This window comes from Corynebacterium afermentans subsp. afermentans, assembly GCF_030408355.1.
Classification (GTDB): domain Bacteria; phylum Actinomycetota; class Actinomycetes; order Mycobacteriales; family Mycobacteriaceae; genus Corynebacterium; species Corynebacterium afermentans.
In genome coordinates, this window is record NZ_CP046606.1 from 528,519 (window position 1) to 553,628 (window position 25,110).

General features: G+C 62.5%; 21 protein-coding genes and 1 pseudogene. 9 read left to right on the top strand and 13 right to left on the bottom strand.

Translation table 11 applies throughout. From position 1 onward, the window contains the following. Nucleotides 1–2: 2 nt before the first annotated feature. Nucleotides 3–932 (top strand): chymotrypsin family serine protease, encoded by a 930-nt coding sequence (locus tag CAFEA_RS02435; RefSeq protein ID WP_063938566.1) that lies wholly within the window; start codon nt 3–5, stop codon nt 930–932. Between the two features lie 8 nt (nt 933–940). Here CAFEA_RS02435 and CAFEA_RS02440 read toward each other — a convergent pair whose 3' ends face one another. Together CAFEA_RS02440 and CAFEA_RS02445 are read right to left on the bottom strand one after the other, a co-directional pair. Continuing rightward, complete coding sequence (locus CAFEA_RS02440) at nt 941–2,719, bottom strand: acetyl-CoA carboxylase biotin carboxylase subunit (RefSeq protein WP_253705009.1); 1,779 nt, start codon at nt 2,717–2,719, stop codon at nt 941–943. A 92-nt stretch (nt 2,720–2,811) separates the two neighbouring features. Then, entirely contained in the window at nt 2,812–3,696 is an 885-nt protein-coding gene (locus CAFEA_RS02445) for a sulfurtransferase (RefSeq protein WP_063938567.1), read from the bottom strand. A gap of 295 nt (nt 3,697–3,991) precedes the next feature. On the opposite strand from CAFEA_RS02445, the gene CAFEA_RS02450 reads away from it, so the two are divergent. Beyond that, complete coding sequence (locus tag CAFEA_RS02450; protein WP_034997428.1) at nt 3,992–5,053, top strand: Cj0069 family protein; 1,062 nt, start codon at nt 3,992–3,994, stop codon at nt 5,051–5,053. Nucleotides 5,054–5,172: 119 nt separating this feature from the next. Here the strand turns inward: CAFEA_RS02450 and CAFEA_RS02455 are convergent, their stop codons facing one another. The 3 genes and pseudogenes from CAFEA_RS02455 to CAFEA_RS02465 all read right to left on the bottom strand — a co-directional run. After that, nucleotides 5,173–5,916: a hypothetical protein gene (locus CAFEA_RS02455; protein ID WP_063938568.1), complete on the bottom strand. Its 744-nt coding sequence runs from the start codon at nt 5,914–5,916 to the stop codon at nt 5,173–5,175. Between the two features lie 6 nt (nt 5,917–5,922). After that, nucleotides 5,923–6,321, bottom strand: coding sequence for a DUF3151 domain-containing protein (locus tag CAFEA_RS02460; protein ID WP_034997431.1), 399 nt, complete (start codon nt 6,319–6,321; stop codon nt 5,923–5,925). Nucleotides 6,322–6,493: 172 nt separating this feature from the next. Then, nucleotides 6,494–6,637 (bottom strand): annotated as a pseudogene (locus tag CAFEA_RS02465) (transposase); the annotation flags it as partial. Nucleotides 6,638–6,962: 325 nt separating this feature from the next. On the opposite strand from CAFEA_RS02465, the gene CAFEA_RS02470 reads away from it, so the two are divergent. The 4 genes from CAFEA_RS02470 to CAFEA_RS02485 all read left to right on the top strand — a co-directional run bounded on the left by CAFEA_RS02470 (nt 6,963) and on the right by CAFEA_RS02485 (nt 9,508). Further along, nucleotides 6,963–7,622 (top strand): hypothetical protein, encoded by a 660-nt coding sequence (locus tag CAFEA_RS02470; RefSeq protein WP_143313180.1) that lies wholly within the window; start codon nt 6,963–6,965, stop codon nt 7,620–7,622. A 365-nt stretch (nt 7,623–7,987) separates the two neighbouring features. Then, nucleotides 7,988–8,659, top strand: a complete 672-nt coding sequence (locus tag CAFEA_RS02475; RefSeq protein ID WP_126857686.1) for a chymotrypsin family serine protease — start codon at nt 7,988–7,990, stop codon at nt 8,657–8,659. Between the two features lie 70 nt (nt 8,660–8,729). Continuing rightward, the gene (locus CAFEA_RS02480; RefSeq protein ID WP_034997434.1) at nt 8,730–8,972 is read left to right on the top strand and encodes a hypothetical protein; all 243 of its coding nucleotides are present in this window, start codon (nt 8,730–8,732) and stop codon (nt 8,970–8,972) included. An 11-nt stretch (nt 8,973–8,983) separates the two neighbouring features. Next, nucleotides 8,984–9,508, top strand: a complete 525-nt coding sequence (locus CAFEA_RS02485) for an ankyrin repeat domain-containing protein (protein WP_034997436.1) — start codon at nt 8,984–8,986, stop codon at nt 9,506–9,508. On the opposite strand, the gene CAFEA_RS02490 is transcribed toward CAFEA_RS02485, so the two are convergent. From CAFEA_RS02490 to CAFEA_RS02510, 5 genes are all read right to left on the bottom strand, one after another. Beyond that, nucleotides 9,505–10,095, bottom strand: coding sequence for a Maf family protein (locus CAFEA_RS02490; RefSeq protein ID WP_034997438.1), 591 nt, complete (start codon nt 10,093–10,095; stop codon nt 9,505–9,507). The two genes, CAFEA_RS02485 and CAFEA_RS02490, sit on opposite strands and share 4 nt — an antisense overlap. After that, a complete protein-coding gene (locus CAFEA_RS02495) occupies nt 10,095–10,280 on the bottom strand; it encodes an acyl-CoA carboxylase subunit epsilon (protein ID WP_063938569.1) in 186 nt (61 codons plus the stop codon). The genes CAFEA_RS02490 and CAFEA_RS02495 overlap by 1 nt, the downstream gene beginning before the upstream one ends. Nucleotides 10,281–10,299: 19 nt before the next feature. After that, nucleotides 10,300–11,814, bottom strand: a complete 1,515-nt coding sequence (locus tag CAFEA_RS02500) for an acyl-CoA carboxylase subunit beta (protein WP_063938570.1) — start codon at nt 11,812–11,814, stop codon at nt 10,300–10,302. A gap of 82 nt (nt 11,815–11,896) precedes the next feature. Next, nucleotides 11,897–15,613, bottom strand: a complete 3,717-nt coding sequence (locus CAFEA_RS02505) for a UvrD-helicase domain-containing protein (protein ID WP_063938571.1) — start codon at nt 15,611–15,613, stop codon at nt 11,897–11,899. A gap of 14 nt (nt 15,614–15,627) precedes the next feature. After that, on the bottom strand, nt 15,628–18,582 hold the full coding sequence (locus tag CAFEA_RS02510) for a PD-(D/E)XK nuclease family protein (protein WP_063938572.1): 2,955 nt from the start codon (nt 18,580–18,582) through the stop codon (nt 15,628–15,630). A 298-nt stretch (nt 18,583–18,880) separates the two neighbouring features. Here CAFEA_RS02510 and CAFEA_RS02515 point away from each other — a divergent pair, with 298 nt between their 5' ends. Further along, entirely contained in the window at nt 18,881–19,840 is a 960-nt protein-coding gene (locus tag CAFEA_RS02515) for an LEM-3-like GIY-YIG domain-containing protein (protein WP_143313182.1), read from the top strand. 96 nt (nt 19,841–19,936) lie between these two features. On the opposite strand, the gene CAFEA_RS02520 is transcribed toward CAFEA_RS02515, so the two are convergent. Both CAFEA_RS02520 and CAFEA_RS02525 read right to left on the bottom strand, forming a co-directional pair. Continuing rightward, nucleotides 19,937–20,566: a hypothetical protein gene (locus CAFEA_RS02520; RefSeq protein WP_143313184.1), complete on the bottom strand. Its 630-nt coding sequence runs from the start codon at nt 20,564–20,566 to the stop codon at nt 19,937–19,939. 280 nt (nt 20,567–20,846) lie between these two features. Next, entirely contained in the window at nt 20,847–23,027 is a 2,181-nt protein-coding gene (locus CAFEA_RS02525; RefSeq protein ID WP_063938575.1) for a catalase, read from the bottom strand. 95 nt (nt 23,028–23,122) lie between these two features. Here CAFEA_RS02525 and CAFEA_RS02530 point away from each other — a divergent pair, with 95 nt between their 5' ends. Continuing rightward, the gene (locus tag CAFEA_RS02530; RefSeq protein ID WP_063938576.1) at nt 23,123–23,854 is read left to right on the top strand and encodes a biotin--[acetyl-CoA-carboxylase] ligase; all 732 of its coding nucleotides are present in this window, start codon (nt 23,123–23,125) and stop codon (nt 23,852–23,854) included. A 22-nt stretch (nt 23,855–23,876) separates the two neighbouring features. Continuing rightward, complete coding sequence (locus CAFEA_RS02535; protein WP_063938577.1) at nt 23,877–24,338, top strand: hypothetical protein; 462 nt, start codon at nt 23,877–23,879, stop codon at nt 24,336–24,338. Nucleotides 24,339–24,347: 9 nt separating this feature from the next. Here CAFEA_RS02535 and budA read toward each other — a convergent pair whose 3' ends face one another. Continuing rightward, complete coding sequence (gene budA, locus CAFEA_RS02540) at nt 24,348–25,082, bottom strand: acetolactate decarboxylase (RefSeq protein ID WP_034997456.1); 735 nt, start codon at nt 25,080–25,082, stop codon at nt 24,348–24,350. Nucleotides 25,083–25,110: the final 28 nt, after the last annotated feature.

Consider the following 25,110-nt stretch of genomic DNA (forward strand, 5'->3'; position numbering starts at 1 on the left):
CCATGCTTCGACGCATTTGCCTATCGACGTCCACCGCCCTGGCCCTCGCCGCAACCCCGGCATACGCCGTGGCAGCGCCCGTGGTCAACGACGCCGCGCCAACCACCGGGGCTGCATCGGACGCCACCCCCATAGTGGCCCAGGGCGACTTGGTTGACGTTGTGGGCAAAGGCCGCTGCACCATCGCGTTCAACGACCGGGGCCAAAACGTCAGCTACACCGCCGGGCACTGCGGTGAAAAAGGCGACCGCGCCATTGTGGCGGGGGAGGGGTTCCGCGCCTCCGGCACGTTCCACCCGTCGTCGGCGATGAACGCGGACGAGGGCACCGCCAACGACTGGGGCGTGATCCGCTGGGCCGACGGCGTGAAGCTGGGCGAAAACGGGATCACCGGCGACGAGGTGGTGGCACCGTCGCTGATGCGCTCGGGCGACCCGGTGTGCGTGTACGGCGGCACCAGTAAAAAGACCACATGCGGCAGCTTCGCAGGCGCCATCGGCAACAACCTTTACTGGGACGGCCCGTCTGGCAAGCCCGGCGATTCCGGCGGCCCGGTGTGGGTGGAAGGCAAAGGTTTTCTGTCCATCTACACCGGCGTGAGCATGGCGGTGGGCAGCAAAGGGGAGCAGGCCCGGCTCAACCGCAGCTCCGTACCCGTCAACGGCCCGCAGGTGAGCCCTGAAGAGGAACTGGAGCTGCTGGCGCAGGCGAAGCGGATCACCACCCCGGTGGTGCACGAAACGGCGGTGCCCGGAGGCAAGTCAGAGCAGGTCAATAACGGCGGCAGCTCGGATATGAGCGCGGTGGGAATCACCGCGATCGTGCTCGTCGCCCTCGCCGGGGTGCTGTTCACGGTGCCGCAAATTGTCGGCGCACTGCCGCCGCAGTACCGCGAGCCCGCGCTGCGGATCATGCAGGCTTGGGGCTCCTAGCGGAAGGGTTACTTCAGCTCCATCAGCACGGCGCCTTTGTTCACCTGGCCGCCAACCTCGGCGGCCAAGCCGGTCACGGCGCCGGCCTTGTGGGCCTTCACCGGGTTTTCCATCTTCATCGCTTCCAGCACCAGTAGCACGTCGCCCTCGGCGACCTCCTGGCCTTCCTCCACGTTGACCTTGATCACGCTGGCCTGCATGGGGGAGGCGACGGCGTCGCCGGAGACGGCTGCCTTGTTCGCGCGGCGCTTCTTCGGCTTGCGCTTGGCCGGGCCCGCCGCGACGAGTTCCTCGGGCAGGGCGACTTCGATGCGGCGGCCGTCGATCTCCACGGCGAAGGTGCGGCGGGCGGGGGCCCCGGTGTCCGCGTCCCCGTCGGTTGCCGGGGTAGACGGCAGCTCGCCGTCCCACTCCTCCTCGATCCAGCGGGTGTAGACGCTGAAGCCGTCCTCGTCGCCGACAAACGCCGGGTTGTTCAGCATGGCCTGGTGGAACGGGATCACGGTGGGGAACCCGGCCACGACGTACTCGCCGAGAGCGCGGCGGGCGCGTTCGATCGCCTCCCGGCGGGTGCGGCCTGTGACGATCAGCTTGGCCAGCATCGAGTCGAACTGGCCGCCCACCACGGAGCCAGCGCGCACGCCGGAATCCACGCGCACGCCAGGGCCCGCCGGTTCAGCGTAGGCGGTGACCGTGCCCGGCGCCGGCATGAAGTTCGCGGCCGCGTCCTCGCCGTTGATGCGGAACTCGATGGCGTGGCCGTGGGCGGCGGGATCGCCGTCGAAAAGTAAAGGCTCCCCGCGGGCGATGCGGAACTGCTCACGCACCAGGTCGATGCCGGTGGTGGCCTCGGTGACGGGGTGCTCCACCTGCAGGCGGGTGTTGACCTCCAAAAAGGAGATCAGGCCGTCGGAGCCGACCAGGTACTCCACAGTGCCGGCGCCGAAGTACCCGGCCTCGCGGCAAATGGCTTTGGCGCTGGCGTGGATGCGCTCGCGCTGCTCGTTGGTGAGGAACGGTGCCGGGGCCTCCTCCACAAGTTTTTGAAAACGGCGCTGCAGGGAGCAATCGCGGGTGCCCACGACCACGACGTTGCCGTGCTGATCCGCCAGCACCTGGGCCTCCACGTGGCGGGCCTTATCCAGGTAGCGCTCCACGAAGCACTCGCCACGGCCGAACGCCGCGGTGGCCTCGCGGGTGGCGGACTCGTACAGCTCCGGGATCTCTTCGAGCGTGTAGGCGACTTTCATGCCGCGACCGCCGCCGCCGAACGCGGCCTTAATCGCCACCGGCAAGCCGTGCTCTTCGGCGAAGGAGACAACCTCGTCCGCGCCGGCGACCGGGTCCTTCGTGCCCGGCGCCATCGGGGCCTGCGCGGCCTCGGCGATGTGGCGGGCGGTGACCTTGTCGCCCAGCGCGGCGATCGCTTCGGGGGAGGGGCCGATCCAGGTCAGGCCAGCGTCGATAACCTGCTGCGCGAACTCCGCGTTTTCGGACAGGAAGCCGTAGCCCGGGTGGATCGCGTCCGCACCGGACTTCTCCGCCGCAGCGAGGACTTTGTCCATGTCCAGGTAGCTCTCAGTCGCGCTCGAACCGCCGAGCGCGAAGGCTTCGTCGGCAAGCTGCACAAACGGCGCGTCCGCGTCCGGCTCGGCGTACACGGCGACAGACGCGATGCCCTCGTCCACACACGCGCGGATGACACGCACGGCGATCTCGCCGCGGTTGGCCACCAGCACCTTGGTCACGCTGTTCGGCAGGTCTTTAGTCGCTGCAGTGGTAGGCACGAAGCAATCCCGTCCTTACAATCGGAAAAACAAACCGTTAGAAACGTCGGACAAACGCCGAACCATGTTACAGCGCCACCGCGCCGACGCGCTTATTCAGCAGCGTTTTCGGGCGCGTCGCCCTTGACAACCGGCATGCGCACCATGTTGCCCCACTCGGCCCAGGAACCGTCGTAGAGCGCGACGTTGGTGAAGCCCAGGATGTGCTTGAGCACGTACCACGTGTGCGAGGAGCTCTCGCCGAGCTGGCAGTACACCACCGTCTCGGCGTCCTTGTCGAAGTCGGCGTAGATCGCCTGGATGTCCTCCAGAGAGCGGAAGCGCGCGTTGGGGAACACTGAGCGGCCCCACGGCACGTTCACCGCGCCCGGGATGTGGCCCTGGCGCAGCGACGGCGCGGAGCAGGACTCAGGATCCGGGTCTTCGCCCAGGTAGAGGGGGGCGGGGCGGGCGTCGATAAGCTGTGTCGGCGTGTGCTCCAGCAACTCGGACGCGAACGCGCGGAAGGGCGCATCCTCGCGCTGAACCACCGGGTAGTCCGAGCGCGGGTACTCCGGCACCACGAAAGACGTGTCGCGCTCTTCACCCATCCAGGCGTCGCGTCCGCCGTCGAGAAGCCGCACGTCCGGGTGGCCGAACAGCTCGAACACCCACGCGGTGTAGGCGGCCCACCAGTTGGAGGAGTCGCCGTAGACCACCACAGTGTCGTCGCGGTTGATGCCGCGCGAGCGCATCAGTTCCGCAAACGCCTCGCCGTCGATGAAGTCGCGCACCAGCGGGTCGTTCAAATCCTGCTTCCAGTCGATGCGGACTGCGCCGGGGATGTGGCCGATGTCGTAGAGGAACGCGTCCTCGTCGCTTTCCACGACCTTCAACCCCGGCACGCCCAGGCGGGCGGACAGCCACGCCGCGGAAACGAACTTTTCGGGGTGCGCGTACTGCTGGAACTGCGGGGTGTCGTCGAGCTCGATGCCCATGGCGGCAACCTTTCTTCTCGCTCGTGTGCGGTGTGCAACATCTGCAACAACGGTGTGCAAAACCACCGTCAACGATACAGAAACGAATGCAGGGAGCTTGATGTGTTTGGCCGAGAAATACGGCGGTGTGAACTTGCACACTATCAAATCGCTCGTCCGGTGGAACTCACTGCCGCCGGTTAAAGTCGGAGGTAGGAACACACAGGTTACGGCCCGTTTGTTCTGGGTATCTGACCAGCCCCGGCGGCACCGGTATGTGTGTGGCGCGGGGCGTGAACCATGAAAGGGACCAACCGTGCACAAGGCGATTGTTGTCTTCGAGGTCGAAGGCGGCTCCGACAAGTCCTTCGACGGACACCGCAAGGACACCATGCCCATCGTTAACGCCATCAAGGAAAAGGGCTGGCACTCCGAGGTTGTCTACTTCCGCCCGGAGTGGGCAGACGACCTGTTCACCTACGTTTCCGAGAACTTCGACGCCTACATCTCCCGCGTGAACCCGGGCAACATCCCGGGCGGCGAGCAGGGCTACTTCGACCTGCTTACCCGCTTGTCCGAGGCCGGCCTGGTGGGCATGTCCACCCCGCAGGAGATGATCTCCTACGGCGCCAAGGACGCCCTGGTCAAGCTGAACAAGACCGACCTTGTGCCGGAAGATACCGCCGCGTACTACGACGTGGAGGAGTTCCACAACACCTTCCCGAAGTCCCTGTCCTACGGCGAGCGCGTGCTCAAGCAGAACCGCGGTTCCACCGGTTCCGGCATCTGGCGCGTGCGTCTTGCCGACGAGTCTTTGGCCGAGTCCGTCGAGCCGGGCACCGCCCTGCCGCTGGACACCAAGCTCAAGTGCACCGAGGCCGTGGACAACCACACCGAGGACCGCGAGCTGGGCGAGTTCATGGACTTCTGCGACCAGTACATCGTCGGCGACAACGGCATGCTCGTGGACATGCGCTTCATGCCGCGCATCGTCGAGGGCGAAATCCGCATCCTGCTCGTCGGCCCGCACCCGGTCTTCGTCGTGCACAAGAAGCCGGCCGAGGGCGGCGACGCGTTCTCCGCAACCCTGTTCTCCGGCGCGAAGTACACCTACCAGAAGCCGGAGGAGTGGCAGGAGCTCGTCGACATGTTCGCCGAGGCCCGCCCGGTCATCGCTGAGAACCTCGGCGGCGACAACATCCCGCTGATCTGGACCGCGGACTTCATGCTCGCCGACGACGACGAGACCGGCGAGGACACCTACGTCCTCGGCGAGATCAACTGCTCCTGCGTCGGCTTCACCTCCGAGCTGGACATGGGCATCCAGGAGATGGTGGCCGACGAGGCCATCAAGCGCGTCGAGGAGAAGCACGCCTAAGCGCGTTTTGCTTATCGACGTCTCAAGCGCCCCACCGCCCCGGCCCGCAGCACGCGGGACCGGGGCGGTCGCGCGTTGCGGGCCATCTGGCGGGTAAACGGCTCGGAGCCTGTGCCTTATTAGTCGTACGTCCCGAGCAAATACCCGACGGGGTAGTGCCAGTTTTCGTAGAATTTCTCGGTGTCTCCCGAGACGGCTTCAATGCCGCCGTTCGCCGGACGGATGTCGGCGGAGTAGTGGTTGACAAAACCGTCGGCGGTGAATTGGCCGCGCTCCGACCACGCAACTGTGGCGCCGCCGTTTTCTAGCGGCGTGATTTGGTCGATCTGTCCGAAGAGTTTCACCTCGCTCGCCGGTTCGCCGTCGACGTACAGCGCCAACCCGTCCGCGATCGATCCCGCGAGGCCCTGCGGCCCGTTCTCATCGCCGAGCGAGCCCTTGAAGGTGATCCAGCTCAGCGGTGCGCACGGGTCGTACTGATTGTCGATGTCTTCGATCCAGTAGTTGTAGTCAGACCCGTCATCCGCCGGCATGCGGCCCGGGGCGGTGCCGGTGGCGTACTGCTTTCGTGGGTCGGAGGGCAGGTTAGCGCAATTGTCGCCCTCGGGTGCTGCTGCGGCAGGAGGCGCGGCCTCGCCGGCTGGTGGCTGCGCGACAGTCTCGGTGACGGTCTTTTCCTGGGGGCGTTCCTGGGTCACCGTCTCTGCCCCGTCACCGCCTATGGATGCGGTGACGGTTGGCGCCATCCCGCCGGTATTGGCAGCTGTGTCCGCTGTCGTGTCTTCCGTGGCGCTGCACGACGCAATCGCGAGCGCCGCCGGAACTGCGAGAAGGAGCTTGGTGGCCTGGTTGATTCGCGTCATACCTCGTTAGGGTAGAAGCTTTGCCACGCTTTCCGGGTCCGCGTCGGAGAGCATCTGGCGGCAGCGGGCGTATTCTGCCTGGTCACCGATCTTCTGTGAGGTTACTGCCAACATCGCAATGGCCTTCAGCACGCCCTGATTCGGTTCGTGCGAGGCCGGGACCGGCCCCCAGCCTTTCCAACCGTTTGCGCGCAGGCGGTCCAGGGAGCGGTGGTAGCCGGTGCGGGCGTATGCGTAGGCGATGAGTGCGTCGCCGCCGTCGAGTTCACGCTCGGCGCGGGCAGCCCAGACTGCGGGGGAGTCGGGGTGGCCGAGCGCGGTGTCGTCTGCGAGCAGATCCTTGCCAGCGGCCGGGTCGGCGGGCAGCTCGATGGGCTTCGGGGCGAGCATGTCGTTGATTTCCATGGCCGCCAGGCTACTAGTTTGCTGGCAGCCCGTGCCCCGGGCTCGGCATTCGCGGATATTGTGGGGCGCAACCCTATGTGATCTACGTCCCACACCGAGGAGTTGCCATGGCAAGTGCAATGTATGCGGCAAAGAAAGGCACCCACACACAAACCATCAGGCACCCTCCGTCGACTAGCCGAATGATGGATTCGCGGTTCGGGAAGATACCCACAACATCGGTGCGCCGGCGGATCTCCCGGTTTAACCGCTCGGTGGGGTTGTTCGACCACACTTTTGTCCACACTGGTTTCGAGGCTGCGGTAAACGCCATCAGCAAGAGTTACACCACACTAAGGGACGCAACCCCCGTGTAATGGCCGAAAAGACTAGACGGTGCAACCTATCCGGAAATTCAGTACTAGCTACGCGGATTACCGGTACTACCTTCCCTAAAACTGCAGGATAACTGCGGGTTCAAAAGGTTGGTGCCTACGAGATCGAGTCGGGATAATATATGTTTTGGAGTGCTCTGACAATGATTTTGGGAAAAAATATACGTTCGTATACGTTTTTCTTTTTTCGCTTTTAAATTTGTCTACTGCATGCGATCTTAGGGGTGTCCGAATTTTCATCCATCTCCTCTCGAAAGGTTTAATAGCATGTATCGTCCCAAGAAATCTACGCTTTTGGCGGTGCTGACTACCGCAGCAACAGTTTTTGTTCCGGCTAATGCTAGTGCCGAGACTGTGACTGACCCCGATGTATCGTCTCAGAATAATGAGTCTCCGTCTTCTGTGTCCTCAGGATTGGCCGAAAAAGCAGATTCCTATGTTTCTCTACGAGGAGATCAATTCTCGGTTGATAGCGAGGCAGAAAGCGTTTTTTCCCAAAAAGATCTGCAGGAAATTGAAAACGAGGTAAAGGCTCAGAACAAAATGATCAACGAGGCCAAGGCTGATAGCAACCTCGAGATGAAGGTAGCGGGAGATTCGGTAACCTTCTGGGAAAAGGGACCGAAGATCTCGAGCTCCGATAATGATGACATTGATCCATACTTTCAAGAAGGCCGGAATGGAATTGAATTCCATGGCACTACTGTAAGGGTGTTGCTGTCCAAAACGACGATCAACCGTGTGGGTGCCGGTGTTGCAATCGGTGGAATTTGGGTTCCCGAACCAGTAATTTCCAAAATCCTAGCTACTGTAGGGGTTATTGCTGGCGTTGCACCTGGTGGCGTATATGCCGACTATGGTATTAGTTCGATTGTGTTTGGTGCTTTTGCGCTTACCGCAGTTCCTAAGCGGGTTGGTTTTCAATAAATTATTCCTGAACTAAGCGCTAAGGGATCGGCGGTAGCGTGATTGGGATGTTGCGATACGGATGTTGCTGTATTGTTTAGATGACACCTAACGAGAATCTTTCGACTAGGAAGATTCAAAATGGTTGGGAGAGGAAATTTTGTGGAAAAAGCTCTTGGCCACTGGGGGCGTTCTTCTGATGGCGTTTTCCGTTTACGCTAAGTGGCCGTATGCCGTGACGATTGCTCTAGCAATTTTGGTCATTCTCCTCCTATTTGTTCCCTATGGGAAGAAGTAAAACCTGAGCAGAGGTAGAGATTTAGATATACCTACCTCTGCTTTATTTTTATTATTTACTAATTAAGGAAAAAGAAATTACTGCAATAATGAGCCGTGTAGCCCTTTTCTCTTTGGCTAGTGTATTGATAGCGGCCCCGGCTTCATCAGCATCTATTGCGCAGCAGCAGAATTCCGATCCTCTTTCATACATAGAAAGTGGTGACGAGATACAGGTGGGCCCTCCTCAAGGGGCGGTGACGTGTTCTGTAACTATCATTTCCCAACGACGGGCCTTGACTGCAGGTCACTGCGGCGAAAAAGCGGATGAGGTGTATTCAAAAGGTAGGCGTATTGGAAGTATTGGAGAAAATTACTTGTTGAGTAGCCAAGGATCGGATGTTTCAGAAATCCTTCTTTATCCCCCTACCGATTACGATCTCCGGGTCGATAAAGTCAGTGATAAAGAAGTCGAAATCCCTTCCACTATTTTTACGAAAACGTTTCTTGGAGGGAGAATTGAGGGGACTATCGACGACAAGAACCTATATTGTGAGAGTTTTTCCCTAGCGGGGAGGAATTTCCAGGCGCGCACTCTTAAAGCTCAAATAGCTTCAAAACCTGGGGATTCGGGTGCTCCTGTCTATAATTCTTCAGGGGAATTGGTAGCCCTTATTGAAGGCGGCAATGGTAAGGGTGATACTACTATTACGCCAATTTCCTTTCTGGAGAGAAAAGGTCTTGAAGACTATCCGGCTAGTGATTGTAAAATGAATAAATAAATGTATCAATTTATTCTCTAGTCGATAACTTCGTTTTTGTTGATTCGTTGCGACTACTACACAAAAGGAGATGCGGACGACATCCCCAGGATTTCGTCCGCATCTCCTTTCACTGGCCATCGAGACCAAAGCGGATGACGATAAGCAGCGGCGTCCGCTGTACGAGGCCTTGTTCACGTCGGGGAAGTTAGATCTAGATCTTTCGTACAACTCCGAAGACCCGAAAATGAGCATCGGGGAGTGGTTGAGGATGAACACCGACCGCCGTCTCGACCAGCACTACGTTCTCGACGAGTTTTTGAAAGGCTATTGAGGAGGCCAACTATGTCAAGCAGCCCGCTGTATGTCGCCCGAAATGGCACCCACGAAGAGTTTTTGGAGGTCTATGACCCGGATGAGCATGGTGCCACCGAGATGCTTCTCGCTGGTCTGATCAATCGTGATCCGGACGCACGGGCCAGGATCAGCAACGACATGCTGGACCGGGGTGCGGACCCGACTGTGGTGGATCACGGGCAGAACACGTTGACGCTGTTGTTGAGTCACGATGATCTCGGTGAGGGCGATGCGGCACTTGTGCAGCGGCTTGTCGACGGCGGCGCCGACGTGGACTTCCGCGAAAGCCACGGCGATGTGCCGATCAAGCTCGCGGTGAAGACCGGCGCCGAAAGCGACGAGCAACGCCGACCCATTTACGAGGCGCTATTCGGCAAGAACGTGGATTTGGATGAGCCGTCGAGTGTGCGCAACCCCAAAAACACAATTGGCCGGTGGCTGCGCATGTGCGTGGACCGCCAGCCGGAAGACCTCAAAGTTTTGGACGAGTTTCTCACCGCCCGCGGCTTCTAGGCCCAGAAGTCGGACGCGTTCAGGCCGAAGCGGTACAGGCAGCGGCGCAGCAGCGGCATGGACAGGCCGATCACGCTGGTGGGGTCGCCGTCGATGGAGTCGATGAACCAGCTGCCCAGCGCCTCCAGGGTGAATGCGCCGGCGCACTCGAGCGGTTGGCCCGATTCGGCATAGGCCTGGATGTCGGCGTCGGAGACGTCGCCGAAGCGGATAGTGGTGGCAACGGTGTCCACCACCCATTCGCCACCGAACCAGACCGCGTGGCCCGTGAGCAGCTGCGCAACCTTGCCGCGCTGCGCTTTCCAGCGCTCGACGGTCGCCTCCACGGTGTGGGGTTTGCCCAGAAGCTCGCCGTCGAGCAGCAGCATGGAGTCGCAGCCGACCACCACGTCGTCGGGGAATTCGGCGATTGCCGTCTCAGCTTTGGCGCGGGCGAGCGTGGAAACGGTGGTGGCCGCATCGACGCCGTGAAGCGATGCGATCACTGCGTCCTCGTCGATGTGCGCCGGACGCAGCACCGGGGTAACCCCGCCTTGCTCGAGCAGCATGCGCCGCGACGGCGACTGCGACGCCAACACCAGCCGCATTAGAAGTACGCCGCAGAGGCGAAGGCGTGCGGGTTGAACGCGGCGGCGGGGTGCGATGCGCCCCAGCCGTTCGCGTCCGGCTGCACCCCGGCCAGCTTGCGCTCGCGCTGCAGCTGCTCAAGCACCTGCGACAGCGCGGCGAGCTCTGCCTCGGTGGGGTTGCCCTTGAGTACCTGAATGTCCACGTCAGCCTCCTTTTCGTGGTTAGAGCGGGATGTTGCCGTGCTTCTTCTGCGCCGGGTAGGCCACCTTGCGCTCCAGCAGGCGCAGGCCCTCCAGCACGCGGGCGCGGGTGGCGGACGGCTCGATCACCGCGTCGACTAGGCCGCGCTCGGTGGCCACGTACGGGTTGAGGTTCTCCTCGGCGTACTGCTCGGCGTCGGTGCCGATGGCTTCGGCGGCGGTGGGGGCGTCTGCAAGCGCGATCTGGGCGGTCGGCCACGCGAACACTAGGTCCGCGCCCAAACCCTTGGAGCCCAGCAGTGCATAGGAGGGGCCGAACGCCTTGCGGGTGACCACGGTGATCGTGCCCACCTGGGCTTCGGCGAACGCGTAGGCGAGAGCAGCCGCGGCGGCAGAGGAGCCTGCGCGCTCCTCCTCGACGGCCGGCAGGAAGCCCGGCGAGTCCACGAACTGCACGATCGGCAGGTTGAACGCGTCGCAGGTGCGGATGAAGCGCGCGGCCTTGCGTGCGGCGTCGCGGGTCAGGCAGCCGGCGAGCACGCTCGGCTGCGTAGCTGCGACACCAACGGCGCGCCCGCCGACATGCGCGAACCCGGTGACCACGGAGCCCGCGAAGCCCGCGGAAAGCTCGAAGAAGTCCCCGTCGGTGACGGCGTTGACCACGTCGGCGACGTCGTAGGGCTGGTTGTCGTCGTCCGGGATGAAGGTGTCCAAATCTTCGCCGGAGCCAAAACCTTCCGCACCCAGCGGGGAGGCGGCTTTGTTGTTCAGCGGCAGGTAGCCCACCACCGCACGCGCGAGCTCCACGGCCTCCACGTCGGTGGCGGCGGTCAGCTGCGCCAGGCCGGTCTCCGCGGCGTGGACGGCGCTGCCGCCGAGCTCCTCGGCAGTGGTTTCGGTCTCGGTCACCTTGCTCACGATGTCGGCGGTGGTCACGTGCATCGCCGCGCCCTCGGCCATGACGGTGATGTCCGCCAGCGGCACGGTCGCCGCGGTCAGTGCCGCCGCGTCGCCGGCCACGACTGCGATCTGTGGGATCAGCCCGGAGGCGCGGGTGGCGGCGCGCAGGATCTGCGCCTGCATGTGCGCGGTGACAATGCCCTCCTTCCAGCGCGGGCCGGTCGAGTCGTAGATGCCGATCAGGGGCACGCCGGTCTTGGTGGCCAGGTCGTAGATCTTGAGCATCTTCTCGGCGTAGACTTCGCCGATCTGCCCGTCGAAGACGGTGGGGTCTTGGGAGAAGACGCAGACGCGGCGGCCGTCGATAAGCCCGTAGCCCGTGACCACGCCGTCGGTGGAGGGCTTGGACTTGTCCATCTTGTACGCCTCGACGCGGTGCTTGGCTAGGGCGTCGGTTTCCACGAACGTGCCTTCGTCCACAAGTTTGAGCACGCGCTCGCGGGCGGTGGCGGCCCCGGCTGCGTGCACTGCGTCGATCGCGTCCTGACCGACCGGGGCCTGCGCCTCATCCAGGCGGTTGCGCAGATTCTGGATGCGGCCCGCGGTGGTGGTCATGTCGGGTTTGGATGAACTCATAACGCCTCAGTCTAGATTCCTTATGTGCCGCAATGCTTATCGACGGCTCCGCCGCCCGCGTTTCAGGCCCCAGCGCACGCCACTAGAGTCCCTCCCGATCGTGGGTGAGCACCTGGGTTGCCAGCCCGCCGTTCTTGCCGTCCACGAAGATCAGCTCCAGACGCGACACCGGGACACCGAGCGCCTCGCTGAGCGTGCGGGCGTACAGCTCCAGCTGCATAAAGTAACTGGTCATGCGCTCCTTGGTGGCGTACGCGTCCGTCTTGTAGTCCGCGATGACCCAGCTATCGCCGTCCTTGTACAGCAGGTCGATGTAGCCGTTGACCGCGATGTCGGGCGCTTTGTCGGTGAGGGGGATCCCGCGAAGGACTGGCAGCTCGAAGTGGGCTTGGTCTGCAGCGACTGCAGCCTTGTACGGCGCCGAGTCCGCGAACGCACGGGCGGTGGCGAGCACGTCCGCGTAGGCCTCGTCTTTGAGGTTGAACTGCTCCACGGCAAGGCGGGCGAGCTCTTCGATCGTGCGCTCGCCGGCGTTGGGCAGGCGCTCCATGACCTCGTGCACCGCCGAGCCGAAGTCGGTGCCGGTGGTGTCGCGGGTGACGTTGGCGTTGACGTCGCGGGCTGCGGCGGGCACGGTCCAGCCCGCTTCCTCGAACTGAGCGCGCACTGCCTCGCCGGTGCGGGACTGCGGGGTCGGCAGTTCATTCTTCGCGGCGTGGGTGCGTGCCGAGGTGTCCTCCGGGCTCTGGTTTTTCTGGGCGCGCTCGGCCTGCTGGTCTGTGGCGTGGGCGATAGTGGTGACACCGACGCGTGGGGCGGTGCCCGCGGCCGTGGAGAGAAGCTTCTGCGCCTGCTCGTGCGCCTTTTCGCGTCCCGCGAGCTCGGCGTATTCGGGGCGTGCCGGTGCCGGTAGCACCACATTGTCAAAGTTCCCAAGAGATTCGCGGCTGACCAAGGTGATGCCCGCAGCCGCCAGGGCATCGGCGGTGCCGTTGCCCTGCGCTTTATCGAGAACCTCCTGCATCGCCTCCATCAACGCGGTGCCCTTGGTCTTGCGCCAACTGCCGTTGGAGGTTTTGCCCACGTGCAGCGGGACGGCAAGCACCGACTCGGCGCGGGTGAGCGCGACGTACATGAGGCGTTTGAGCTCGTCGCTGTCCGCTTGGGCCTCGTAGTCTTTCAGCGGCTTGTAGCCGGGGCTTTGGATGTTGCTGATCTGCAGCTTGGCCACGCCCTTGCCGTCTTTGGAAAAGCCCTGCGCGAGGCTGGGCGTTCTGTAGTCCTGGCTGAGGTTAGCCACGATCACCATGGGAAACTCCAGGCCCTTGGAGCGATGGATCGTCATAATCCTCACCCCGTCCGCGTTATTATCCAGCACTGGGTCGGCTGCGCCGTTGTTGATTTCAGACTGCTCATCGGCCCATCGGACGAACTCGCGCAGGCCTAAACCGGTCACGCGCGCGAACTGGTCGGCGAGTGTGAGCAGTTGCTCCAGGCTGCCCAGCGCATCTTCTTTACCTTGCGCGATGTAGCTGTCGGCCAGGTTGAACTCAGCTGCGATCGAGCGCACGAGTGTGCCCACGTCCGTCGCGCCTTCCGACGCCCGCTTTTTCCTTAACCACTCACGCTTGCTTGCCACCTGGTCCGAGATCGGTTCGCCCTTCGCGTCGGCGGCCAGTTCCGCATCGGAGCACCCAAGCAGCGCGGTGCGCAACGCAGCGATTTGTGTGAACGCATCCGCAGGATCGCTGATGGCGCGCAGGACGGTGAGCAGATCGTTGATTTCCGGCACGAGGAACAGGCGGGTGGAACCTTCTGAGACGTACGGGATGTCTGCCCGCTTCAACGCGCGCTGGATGCGGCGGGAATCCGCGTGGGTGTGCACAAGAATCGCGATGTCGGAGTACGTCAGCGGGCGTGCCACCGCGGTGCCGTCGCCGTCTGTTTCTTCCACCAGCTTGTGGGAGAAGTATTCGCCGCCGGCGTTGCTCACGGCCGCGCGGACAATGGCGACGATGTCCTCTTCTTCCGCGGTCTTGCGGTCCGCGGCCGCGCTTGAGGCGGCGGCCTCCTCAGAGTGGACGAACACGACTTTGCCGGGCAGTGTCGCCGTCGTGCCGTCGGAAAGCTGCGCGGTTTTCGCCTTTTGGGGCAGCATGTCCTCGTAGGAGGCTTGCGTGGGTGCGCCCGGCGTTGGGTCTACTTCGGAGAACACTTTGGCAAACAACGCGTTGATTGCGCCGACGACGCGCTCGGAGGAGCGGAAATTCTGGGTGAGGTTCACCAGCACGCCCTCGCCAGAGCCGTCTTGCTTGTACGTGTCCTTCACTGCGTTGTAGTTGTCGATATCCGCGTTGCGGAACCGGTAGATGGATTGCTTCGGATCGCCGACCATGAACAGGCTGCCGGGCACCGGAGATGCGTGAAGACGTCCCGCTGCGATGACGCGGACAATCTCGTACTGCACGGGGTCCGTGTCCTGGAACTCGTCGACGAAAATGACCCGGTAGGTGTTGTGCAGCTCCTCACGGATCCGGTCGTTTTCGGGGGCGGTGACCAGCTGCTTGGCCAGGAAAATCATGTCGTGGTACTCGAGCGTTCCCCGCTTGAGGCGGGCGTCTTTCGCGTCGAGCACCAGCGCAGCGAGCAGCGGGGTGATGTGCGTGATGGCCTCAATCAAGCCCGGTTTTCCGCGGTTATCGAACTTGGTGTGCACATTTTCTAGCGCGGCAGCTGCGGTGTTTTTGGGATTGTCGTGGTCAACCTCGATACCGCGGTTTTCTAGCTCGTCGGCAAAAGATTGGGAGACGTCCATCTTGGCCCAAGCATTTTTAGCCCCAGACTGCCCGGGGCGGCTCAGCTTCGGCTTCCACAGCACGCGTTCAACCTCGCTCGCCTCGCCGTCGGCGTATGGCTGGATCTCCTCGAGGTATTCATCCAACTTGGCGCGCAGTTTGTCGCTGGCAGGGATGCTTGCGGCCGCGGCATCGAGTGCGCGCAAAAATTCGAATTCTTCGCGCACCAGCTTGGCGTCGTCGCCCGCGGTCCAACGCGGCTCTTGAAGCGTGGGGCCGAGGTCGCCCCAGTGCTCGTCCATCCACCGGGCCACATCGCCCAGCGCGGACATCCTTACACCCTCGCCGATGAGGGTTTCGAGGTCTTTCGTGATCGCCTCTGGGTCAATGTCGAGGCCGAACTTGTCTTTGAGGCGGCGCACCGTATCGACGGCCTCCGGTTCCCCCGTGACCAGCTGCGTCAACGTCTCCAGCACATGATCCACGCGCAGGCTGGCATCCATCTGCTGGCGAAGCTCGTCGACCTTGTCCACCTTCGGCGGAAGGCCTGCCTGCAGCGGGTACTGCTTGAGCAAACGCAGGCAAAACGAGTGCAGCGTGCCAATCGCGGCACCGGGTAGCCCTTCGAGCGCGGCCTGGGCGCGGCGTTTCACCTCCGTGTCATCAGTGACCTTTCGGAAGATGGTCTCCGTGCCGGGAAACGGGGTGTGCTTCGCTTCCCGCGCTACTTGGGTCAGCGCCGCCCGCAGGTCCGAGACGAGCTTGCCGCCCGCTGCCTCGGTAAAGGTGATCGCGGCGAACTGATCGATTGTCAGCCCGTCGTCGATGATGAGGGTGAGGATGCGCTGGATCAGCGTGGTGGTCTTGCCCGAGCCCGCGCCGGCTTGCACAAACACGTTGGTGTCGGTGGTCCACTGAATGAAGTCGCGGCCGTTGATGTCGGTTTGCAAGCTGTCGCCTGCATCGATGTCAGCGGCGGTGAGGTACGTCTGTTGTGTGGTCATTTTGGTGTCCTCGCTTAAGCCTCGGGTGCGAACTCTGCGGTGATGTCCAGCGGGGTCAGCCCCTGCTCATTTAGTGCTTCGGTTACCGCGGTGTACTGCGCGCTGCCGATGCGCAGCTGCTGGTCGTTGCCCCACTGAGTAGGTTGCAGCGGACGCGGCGGGAAGATGCCGGCGGCGATGTATTGGTAAATGTTGGCCAGGTTCGTCGTTAGCGTCGCGATTGCCTCGTCGTCAATGGTGATGTCCAGTTGGCCGTTTTTGTCCTCCGGCGCCTGGAAGTACCAATACCGCGAATGCACTTGCCGCACCGGCGGTGCGGATGCGATGGCCTCGGCGATCTCCGGGAACCAATCCAACGCGTCTGGGTTTTCCACGAAGCGGTGGTGCACCGCCCAGCCGTAGAGCGCAAGCTGAAAGTGGTGCTTTTCCGCTGGGTTGCCGGTGGGCGAGACCTTCAGCCTCTTTGCGACCTTGCTGTGCTGCTGGCCAGTCTTGTAGTCCGTGATGCGGATCTCGGTGTACGGTTCGGCGGATTCGTCTTCCGCGTCGGGCTGCACGATGCGGTAATCCACGCGGTCGATAACGCCCTGAAACGACATCGGGGCAGAGCTGCCTGCACCTGTGGGTACGTGGATGGTTGGCGCGGGTCTCTCCTCACCGTCGCGTTCGCTGCCGCCGAACGCCAGCTCACCGGCGATCGGACGCCATCCGGCCTGGAACTCGGCGCGCTCCTTGGCGTACCAGCGGTTGATGTCGTGCCACAAGCCGGTTTGCACGCCCTGCCACACGGCCTCGTTCACGCGCGCAGATTGGTGTTTCTTCAGCGTTTCTTCGACGATGCTGTCCAAGGCAACTCGGCCTTCGCCCGCCCACCAGGCTGGGGCGTACTCTGAGGGCGCGTCCGGGCCAAGCAGGACATCTTCGGTCCAACGCTCGAAAATCTCGTGGTACATCGTGCCTCGCTCGCGGGCATCCATGTCGAGGGTGCGTACGCGGTCTTCCAACACGTACTTTTCCAGCACACGTTGGATGAAGAAAAACTGCGGCGACTCGGTGAACAGCTCCAGTGCGGAGTTGGAGATCTGGCTGTTGAGAAACTCCAGGCCGATATCGCTGTCGGTGTAGCCGTTGAATTGCGCGCCCGGCTCGTCGCCGTGAGCGCCAGATTCGCGGTAGCCCATGATGTCGCGGTAGAGACTCACGTTTTCCTTCGGCAAACCGTGGGCGGTGCGGATAAGCGACAGGTCCGTGTCGCTCAGCGGAGCAATCTGGCCGGTGAGCAGCATTGTGCTCAGCTGGGGCATCGCCGCGATGCCGTCCTTTTCATTGCTGGTGGTCAGGGTCATGCCGCGCTCAAGTTCCTGTAACGAGACCCACTGTGACGGCTGGGTCCTGCCGGAGCCGTCCTGGTGCGAGCGCGGATGTGTGATCACCGCTGTTGCCGCGGAGCGCAGCGCTGCATCGAGGGCGCGGCGCCGGGAGGCGATGAAGGATTCGGCGGTGAGGCGCGATTGCCCCTCGGTGATGGTGGCGCTTGGGGTGATGGACCCCGGCAGCGCGTCGTCCAATGCGCCGACGATGAACGCGGTGTGAAGGTTGCGCCCCGCCAACGTTTCCGGCGCACCGATGCGCACCAGCCCGCGGGTGACGGCGGGTTGCGCCTTTTCAAATAGGGGCGCAAGCGCATCGACGGCGCGCTCACGGTCAATCGCACCTTGCTGGCGTTCCAGCGCGCGAAAGAATTCGTCTGCGTACACCGTTTCTTCCGCCCTGGGTGCACGCAGTCTGCGATCTACAACCTTGCGCAGCTGGCGTGCCAGCCCCCGCCAGCTATCAGCAGCCCATACTTCGCGCAGCTGCGACGCTAATGCGTTCACCCAGGCCACGACCTCGGTGGCCTGTTCGTGCAGGCCTCCCTCGGCGATCTCCTTGGGTTGCCAATCTTCACCGGCGTAGAACTGTTGCTTGGAGTTGCGGGTAACCGCATCGAAGGTGGAGATGCTGGGGGCAGGATCCTCCGCGTCCCGGTTCATCGCCCTGGTGGCCAATAATGCTGCCAGGTCGCGGCGGTTCATTTCCTCCGGGTCGATCCGCAGCAACAACGTCAGTGCTCTGAAATACGGGTTTTGCGCCCACACAGCAGTGGTGGGTGCGACGTAGGAGATGCCGGCCTCGTCGAAGGCACGCACGAGGTAGGGAAGTGCTGCCTCGTCGCAGTAGGCCACCGCCAGCTCATGCAGCTGGGCGCCGCCCTCGAGTGCTTTGACCACCGCATCGGCCACGTACTTCGCCTCATCTAACTCAGCCACAAACGAGCGGCGTTCCACTGCCCCGGCTGGCTCGCCGGCCTCCACAACCTGCGCGTCCGCGGCGATGCGCTCCAGTGACCACTCCGAAAGTGGATCGAGCGCGATGTCTCCCACGACGATGATCTTTTGCTCTGCAGCAGCCCGCGCGGCAGCGTCGACGGCCTCCGGATACGTGTAGACGCGCTCTTGCAGGGAAGTCAGAATGTCGCGGCCAATCTGCGATGCAATTTGCGGCAACTCGGAGCCGCCATGCTGGTCGCGCCATGTTGTGGGGAGGGTTGACAGCGTGTATACCGCGTCGGTGAGGCCCTCGAGGGTTGCAGCAGAATCGTTGAGCTTCAATTCATGGAACACCGATGGCACGGTTGCGTCGGGGCGCAGCGCGGCGGCGACTTCCGCGGCCACATCTGAGCGTTGCAACCTGGGTTTGTCCAGGCGGGCTGCGGCGTTGTGGATGAAGACATCCAGCGGCTGCACCTCGACGTTGACGAACGGGGTGCTCGACTGGGCGAGAGCGGCCGTGACATCGTCTGTCGCTCCGGGGCCGCACAGCACGGTGACGGGGGCGAGGGGGTCGGTACTTTTTGCGCTGCGGACAGCGGAAACGATGCGGTCGCTGAACTGGCGGCGGCGTTCGGGGAAACTCTGCGCGGAGGTCATGGCAATCAAGCTACTCCACAGCTGAGACACCGGCCCGGCAACAGTCGAACATACGTACTAAATGGAAAACTTGTTCGAATATGACTTTGTGTGGTTTTACACCATGAGGGCATTCAGCATTACACGCCTGTCTAGGCAGGGTTTGGGCGGGTGCTGATGTGGGAGGCTGTCATAGCTCGAGATTAGCGGCACATCCATCCAAAATCGTTTACATCCCCAGCTAGCCCGGCGCGTTCAACATCTGCTATTAAACCACGGACGATAACCCACAAATCGCGGAATCGTTATCCTTGTCAATATGAGTAAGAAGAATCTGAATCCTACTGGCCACACATCCGAAGAGCCGAGCAAAAAAGTGTTAAAGCAAGTGGCTGATGAACTCGGGATGTATGTGTACATGCTTGTTGATCCTCGTAACGGGTTGCCGTTCTACGTGGGCAAAGGACAAGGACTGAGGTTTACATATCACGGTTTCGAGGCTGACGCCGCATCTGAGAACGAAGCTGAAAAGAATGAGAAGATCAAGAAGATCAACGAGATTAGAGCGTCAGGTTCAGATTACGAGTTTTGGATTCTGCGGTACGGAATGACGACGGAAGAGGAGTACACCGCTGTTGAGGCAGCAGCCATTGATCTCCTTCACTCATTCCCCCTCGGGGTTTGGCCCGAGCGGACGCATGTGCCCGAGTGCTTTATGGATCAGTTGACGAATGCTCGTCGTGAGGCTTCACGAGGGCACGGCATCACGCTCTTGAACGATCTCATCGCCGAAAAAGAAGCGCCTGTCCTCACTCTGACCGAAGTTCCGATGTTGCTGTTCACACTTCACGAGTGGGAGGACAAGCCTGAGGATATTCCGGGTGGAAAAAGGCGAGACGGGAACGGATACAAAAGTGAGTGGCGGAGAAGTGCTATTAGAGAGAAGCACTTCGAGGAAATTGGGCGTTCGACCTGCGCCTGGTGGCGAGTCGGAAAAGATAGTGCAAAAAAGATTGAGTACGCCGTCGCTGTTCATAAAGGCGTTACTCGAGCTATCTTCCGGATCGTCCCCAACACATTGGTAGATCATCCCGAGATTAAAGGGCGCCGTGGATTCCAATTTGAACCTATTACCCGTGGAAAAGTCACCTTATCGGATGGACGCGACCTGTACGACGAGGTCGTTGGCCAATACGGCCACCGCATCCCCGACAAGCTAAAAGGTGATATGTCGCAGTTCCGCTACTGGCCTTACCAGAACAAGCAGAAACGAAACTAGCGGGTGTAGTTGTAAAACTGTTATGTCTATGAACATTTTGGACGCGGAGTCTGGCCACTTATTGGACAAGGTGTCTGGTGGCTTTTTGGACTTTGGCTAGTGGTGGTCTTGTTGGTCGGGTTTGCGTTTCTTCAGTCGGGGTTTGGATAGGTCTGGGCGCAGTTTCGGCGGTTGACGGTGTTTCATGCCTTCAACGTGGTTGATGTTGATCTGGCCGCCGGCCGGGCGGTGTGTCAGCCTGATCGGTAACGGAACGCTGAACAGGATCTCACTGTCGTGGGCGGTATAGAACTCCGCGACGTTATTGGAGGTGACGATGCTGAACAGCTTGCGGCTTTTAAACCGTAGGCCGATGTAAAGGCTGTAGCCGCACACCAAGACTGTTCCGTGCCGGTTGACTTCGAGTTCTACTGGCACGTCGAAGCGGTAGTTTTCCGCGGCGTCTTGGGGATCTATGGTGGGGGTATCCGTGTGTGATGTACCTGGTGTGGTGATTGCACGAACGGTTTCGGCCTTGGGTGAAGTGGCAGCTTCCCCAGGGTCGTTTTTCTTCGCTGGTGGTTGTGCCAGCGGGTTGTGTGCCAGGTTGTAGTCGACCACGCGCTGCCAGATCACGTCAGGATCCAGCGGATCGGTTGGGGACTGTGCCTGTGGGAAGCTCTCCCAGGCCTGTTGCGGGGTGATGTGCATTTTTCCGACGAGCAGGCTTTGGTGACCGATTCGCAAAAAGCCGCGCGCAACCTCAACATCGTCCTGAACGGCGCACAGACGCAGCGTCCGGGCAGTGGCCCAGAGAAAATTAAATGTCTGCGCCGCCTGGCGCGTGTGCGCCGGAGGTAGGCCATATGAGCATTGTACTGCACGAAAGTGTCCTACTACCGCATTTTCAGGAGTCCTACTACCCAAATTTCAGAAGTCCTACTACCCGATTTTCAGAAAAAATGCCCCGCGCCGGGTAAGCGGCGTGGGGCACAAGCGGGGTCAGGGTTGTGGAGTGACTACAGCACTACCGCTCCCAGACGCGGTGGGAAGCCAGCAGCTCCTTGACCGGATCGGCCGCGGCGTCGGCGGTGTCGACGGCGACAATGCCCTTCTGGTCCGCCGGCACGCGGGCGCCCTCGAGCGCCTCCTTGCCGGTAGCACCCACGGCGATGATGGCCTTCTTGTGGCGCTCGAGCTCGCCGAGCATCGTGTTCACGTCGGTGTTTGCCGGCGGGTTGACCACCACGGCGGCGTCGAACTCGATGGAGCTGGCGGTCAGGTACGTGCGCGAGATGGACACGTCCTTGCCGCCAATCTTCACGGCCCCGCCCTTTTCGGCGACGAGCAGTGGGGTGGTGCCGGCGGCGAAGAGGTCGTCGACAAGCTTGCCCACGGCATCCGCGGAATCACCCAGGTCGGTGGAGATGAGCACGCCGACCTGGCGGCCGTCGATAGGCCAGGTGCCGCCCATCTGGGACAGCGCCTCGGACGGTGTCACGTCCGCAACGTCATGCTTCTCCGGGTGAGGCAGGCCGAGGTTGTCGGCCACGGCCTCCGCGAGGGCCTGGTCCACGTGCGCGAGCACATCGAGGTAGCGCACCTTGACGGTCTCCTCGTAGCACTTGCCCAGCTCGAAGGACAGGGCCTGGGTGAGGTGGTCCTGCTCGACGTCGGTGAGCGAGATGTAGAACTGGCGCGCCTGGGAGAAGTGGTCATCGAAGGACGCGGGCTGCTCACGGGTGATCTTGCCTTCCACGGCGACGGGAACGTCGATAAATGCGCCCTCGTCCACGGTGGCCTCGGCCGGGTTGTTCTCGTCCAGCGAGTTCGGCTTGTAGGGCGCCACGCCGGTGTGGGAGCCGACCTGGTGCATGCCATCGCGCAAGTTGTCGTTCACCGGCGCCTGCGGGCGGTTGATCGGCAGCTGCGCAAAGTTCGGCCCACCCAGACGGGAAATCTGGGTGTCCAGGTAGGAAAACAGGCGGCCCTGCAGCAGCGGGTCGGCGGTGACGTCGATGCCCGGGGGCAGGTGCGACGGGCAGAACGCGACCTGCTCAACCTCTTCGAAGTAGTTGCGCGGGTTCTTGTTCAGCGTCATCGTGCCGATGATCTCCACCGGCGCCAGCTCCTCGGGCACGAGCTTGGTCGGGTCCAGCAGGTCGATGCCCTCGAACATCTGGTCTTCCGTGTCCGGGAAGACCTGCACGCCCAAGTCCCACTGCGGGTAGGCGCCGGCCTCGATGGCGTCGTAAAGATCGCGGCGGTGGAAATCCGGGTCCATGCCGCCGGTGATCTGCGCTTCTTCCCACACCTGGGAGTGCACGCCGAACTTCGGCTTCCAGTGGAACTTGACCAGGGTAGTCTCGCCCGCGTCGTTAATGAAGCGGAACGTGTGGATGCCGAAGCCTTCCATCATGCGCAGCGAGCGCGGAATACCGCGGTCCGACATGTTCCACAGCGTGTGGTGGGTCGCCTCGGTGTGCAGACCGACGAAGTCCCAGAACGTGTCGTGCGCCGACTGCGCCTGAGGGATCTCGCGGTCCGGGTGCGGCTTACCCGCGTGGATGACGTCAGGGAACTTGATGGCGTCCTGGATGAAAAACACCGGGATGTTGTTGCCCACCAGGTCCCAGTTGCCCTCTTCGGTGTAGAACTTCGTGGCCCAGCCGCGGGTATCGCGCACGGAGTCGGCGGAGCCGCGGGAGCCCAGCACGGTGGAAAAACGCACGAAGACCGGAGTCTCAGCGTCCTTCTTAAACACCTTGGCTTTGGAGATCTTCGACGCGTTGCCGTTGGCCACGAACGTGCCGTGGGCACCCACACCACGCGCGTGGACGGCGCGCTCCGGGATGCGCTCGTGGTCGAAGTGGGTGATCTTCTCACGGAAGTGGTGGTCCTGCATCAGTAGCGGGCCACGTTCACCGGCGCGCAGCGACTTCGAGGTCTCGGACAGGCGCGCACCCTGAGCGGTGGTGAGGTACTCGCCTTGCTGCGTGCGCGGATCCGGGGAATCCGAACCGGCACCGAAGTGGAACGGGCAACCGGTGGCAGAAACCGAGGCCGGCGGCTGTTGCGCGTCGGTGTCCTGCGGCGGGGTGGTCTTGCCGTCGGGCTGCGAAACGCCCGGTGTTGCGGCACCCGGCTTACCGGGGGCGTTATCGCCTGCCGGCGACGCTGCGTTGGTGGATGGGGTCTTGTCGCTCATTCCAGTTCAACCTCTCAAGGTATGGCAGTAGGTGCCCGTTCGAGCGTAGCGATGCGCGCGCCGTGAGGCCGTGAAAAATTACTACGCTCGTCCACATGAGTGTGCGAAACGTGCAGCGAATCCAGGACGAAGTAGCCGAGTACTGGCCGAACGTGCGGTGGGTGGAATCCACCGGCTCCACCAACGCCGACCTACTCAACGACAACGCCGCGCCGGGCACGGTGCTCATCGCCGACGAACAGACGGCGGGCAAGGGGCGGCTGGGGCGGCAGTGGGTCACGCCGAAAGGCTCCCAGTTGGCCATGAGCATGGTGGTGGAAGTGCCGGGGACGCCGCCGCCGTTCGGCCTGCTGTCCATCGCGCCGGGCGTGGCGGTGACTGACGTGGTGCCGCAGGCGCGGCTGAAGTGGCCCAACGACGTGCAGATCGGCGGCAAGAAAATCGCCGGGATCCTCTCCGCGCTGGACATTCCCCGCGTGATCGTGGGTATCGGCATCAACGTGGTCATGCGGCCCGAAGACCTGCCCGTGGAGACCGCAACGGCGCTCAACCTCGAGGGCCTGGACGTGGATTTCGACGATTTCACCGCCGACATCCTGCGCGCGATGGGCAAGCGGCTGAACCAGTGGCGCGAGGGCGACCCGCAGCTGCTCGAGGACTACCGCGCGGTGTGCGCCACCATCGGCCAGCAGGTGCGCCTGGAGATGCGCGAGGGCGAGGAAACCGTCACCGGCACCGTCACCGGGGTCAACGACGAGGGCGAGGTGCTTATCGACGGCTCCGCTTTCTCCGTCGGCGACGTCCACCATCTGCGGCCCACGTCCTAGGCGTGCAGTACCCTGCCTGTTTATGGCTGGCAAAGCACCGTTTCGCGTCGGCGGGGACGAAGTCGTCCTCGCCGACGTGTGCGCGCCGCTTTCCGCGCTGACCATCCCGCTGCTCGAGCTGGTGGCCGTCACCGGTGTGGCCTGGATGGCCGTCGGCTGGATGGACGTGACCCCGCACGTGGACCCGGGCCTGCGCAACATCGTGGTGTTGATCTGGGCGCTGATCGTGCTGTGGCGGTTCATCGTCCCGCTGGTGGCGTCCAGACGCCGGCGCTTCATCGTCACCGACAAGCGCATCCTGGCCCGCGGCAGGCGCGGTGCGGTGGATTCCATCCCGCTGCGCCAGATCCACTCCGTGCGCCGTGAGCGCGGCGGCATCAACTTGGCGGTGTACGGCTACGCGCAGCCGATCGTGTTCGAGCGGGTGGGCAAGACGCGCGCGGTGGAGAAAGTGCTGCAGCGCGCGCTCGACGCGGCGCGCTAAACGCAAGCGCTACTTGTACCCCTTGATCTCTGTGGTGTGCAGCTGCTCGTCCAAGTCCTCGGGGGAGAGCTTGCCGCCCAAGAACTCCGCGGTGACCGGAAGGTGCAGTTCCATGTCGGTGCCAGGGCACAGCTCGATCACGGCCTCGTCCACCGTGTAGTCCAGCACGTGGCCGCCGCGCGAGTGCTCGTTATCGATGAAGTGCACGTGGCAGCCCGGCACGCCGATGCCCTTGGCGTACATGGGGGTGCGGAAACCCCCGATGACGCCTTCGACGTCGGTGAAGACGTGCTCCGCGTCGTCGGAGACGGCCTCGGACATCGGCGGGTACGGCTTTTCCTGCTTGGTAACCGTGCGCACCACCACTTCCTTGAACCGCCCGGTGATTTTCACGGCGGTGAAGAAGTTGTGGCTCGGCTCGGTGTCGTCGATGAATTTGGCCAGCTCGGAGCGGACCATGCCTGCGGGGGCGTCGAAACGCATCCGCGGCACGAAGTTGGTCACCACGGTAAACGGGGTGCGTTGGTCCAAATCGGCCACGCGCGCTTTGCCGTCGGAGGTGAGCTGGTGGCACACCCCGTCCAGGATGAGCATCTCGCCGTCGAGGGCGTCGAAGGTGCCCAGGCCGAAGTTGCCTTTGCTCAAGATGTCGCCGATGGTCAGCTCGCCGTCGTAGATGCCGTCGAGAAGCGCGGTCATCAGCGAGTTCTGGAAGATTGTGTGGCGGGCGATCGTTTCAGACATGGCTGCGATGCTAGTCGGAGGGGCGACT

Excerpts from the sequence above, each read along its gene's own strand:
- CAFEA_RS02435 (WP_063938566.1), top strand. The coding sequence starts at position 3 with ATGCTTCGACGCATTTGCCTATCGACGTCCACCGCCCTGGCCCTCGCC.
- CAFEA_RS02445 (WP_063938567.1), bottom strand. The coding sequence starts at position 3,696 with ATGGGCATCGAGCTCGACGACACCCCGCAGTTCCAGCAGTACGCGCAC.
- CAFEA_RS02455 (WP_063938568.1), bottom strand. The coding sequence starts at position 5,916 with ATGACGCGAATCAACCAGGCCACCAAGCTCCTTCTCGCAGTTCCGGCG.
- CAFEA_RS02460 (WP_034997431.1), bottom strand. The coding sequence starts at position 6,321 with ATGGAAATCAACGACATGCTCGCCCCGAAGCCCATCGAGCTGCCCGCC.
- CAFEA_RS02470 (WP_143313180.1), top strand. The coding sequence starts at position 6,963 with ATGTATCGTCCCAAGAAATCTACGCTTTTGGCGGTGCTGACTACCGCA.
- CAFEA_RS02475 (WP_126857686.1), top strand. The coding sequence starts at position 7,988 with ATGAGCCGTGTAGCCCTTTTCTCTTTGGCTAGTGTATTGATAGCGGCC.
- CAFEA_RS02480 (WP_034997434.1), top strand. The coding sequence starts at position 8,730 with ATGCGGACGACATCCCCAGGATTTCGTCCGCATCTCCTTTCACTGGCC.
- CAFEA_RS02485 (WP_034997436.1), top strand. The coding sequence starts at position 8,984 with ATGTCAAGCAGCCCGCTGTATGTCGCCCGAAATGGCACCCACGAAGAG.
- CAFEA_RS02490 (WP_034997438.1), bottom strand. The coding sequence starts at position 10,095 with ATGCGGCTGGTGTTGGCGTCGCAGTCGCCGTCGCGGCGCATGCTGCTC.
- CAFEA_RS02500 (WP_063938570.1), bottom strand. The coding sequence starts at position 11,814 with ATGAGTTCATCCAAACCCGACATGACCACCACCGCGGGCCGCATCCAG.
- CAFEA_RS02505 (WP_063938571.1), bottom strand. The coding sequence starts at position 15,613 with ATGACCACACAACAGACGTACCTCACCGCCGCTGACATCGATGCAGGC.
- CAFEA_RS02510 (WP_063938572.1), bottom strand. The coding sequence starts at position 18,582 with ATGACCTCCGCGCAGAGTTTCCCCGAACGCCGCCGCCAGTTCAGCGAC.
- CAFEA_RS02515 (WP_143313182.1), top strand. The coding sequence starts at position 18,881 with ATGAGTAAGAAGAATCTGAATCCTACTGGCCACACATCCGAAGAGCCG.
- CAFEA_RS02525 (WP_063938575.1), bottom strand. The coding sequence starts at position 23,027 with ATGAGCGACAAGACCCCATCCACCAACGCAGCGTCGCCGGCAGGCGAT.
- CAFEA_RS02530 (WP_063938576.1), top strand. The coding sequence starts at position 23,123 with ATGAGTGTGCGAAACGTGCAGCGAATCCAGGACGAAGTAGCCGAGTAC.
- CAFEA_RS02535 (WP_063938577.1), top strand. The coding sequence starts at position 23,877 with ATGGCTGGCAAAGCACCGTTTCGCGTCGGCGGGGACGAAGTCGTCCTC.
- budA (WP_034997456.1), bottom strand. The coding sequence starts at position 25,082 with ATGTCTGAAACGATCGCCCGCCACACAATCTTCCAGAACTCGCTGATG.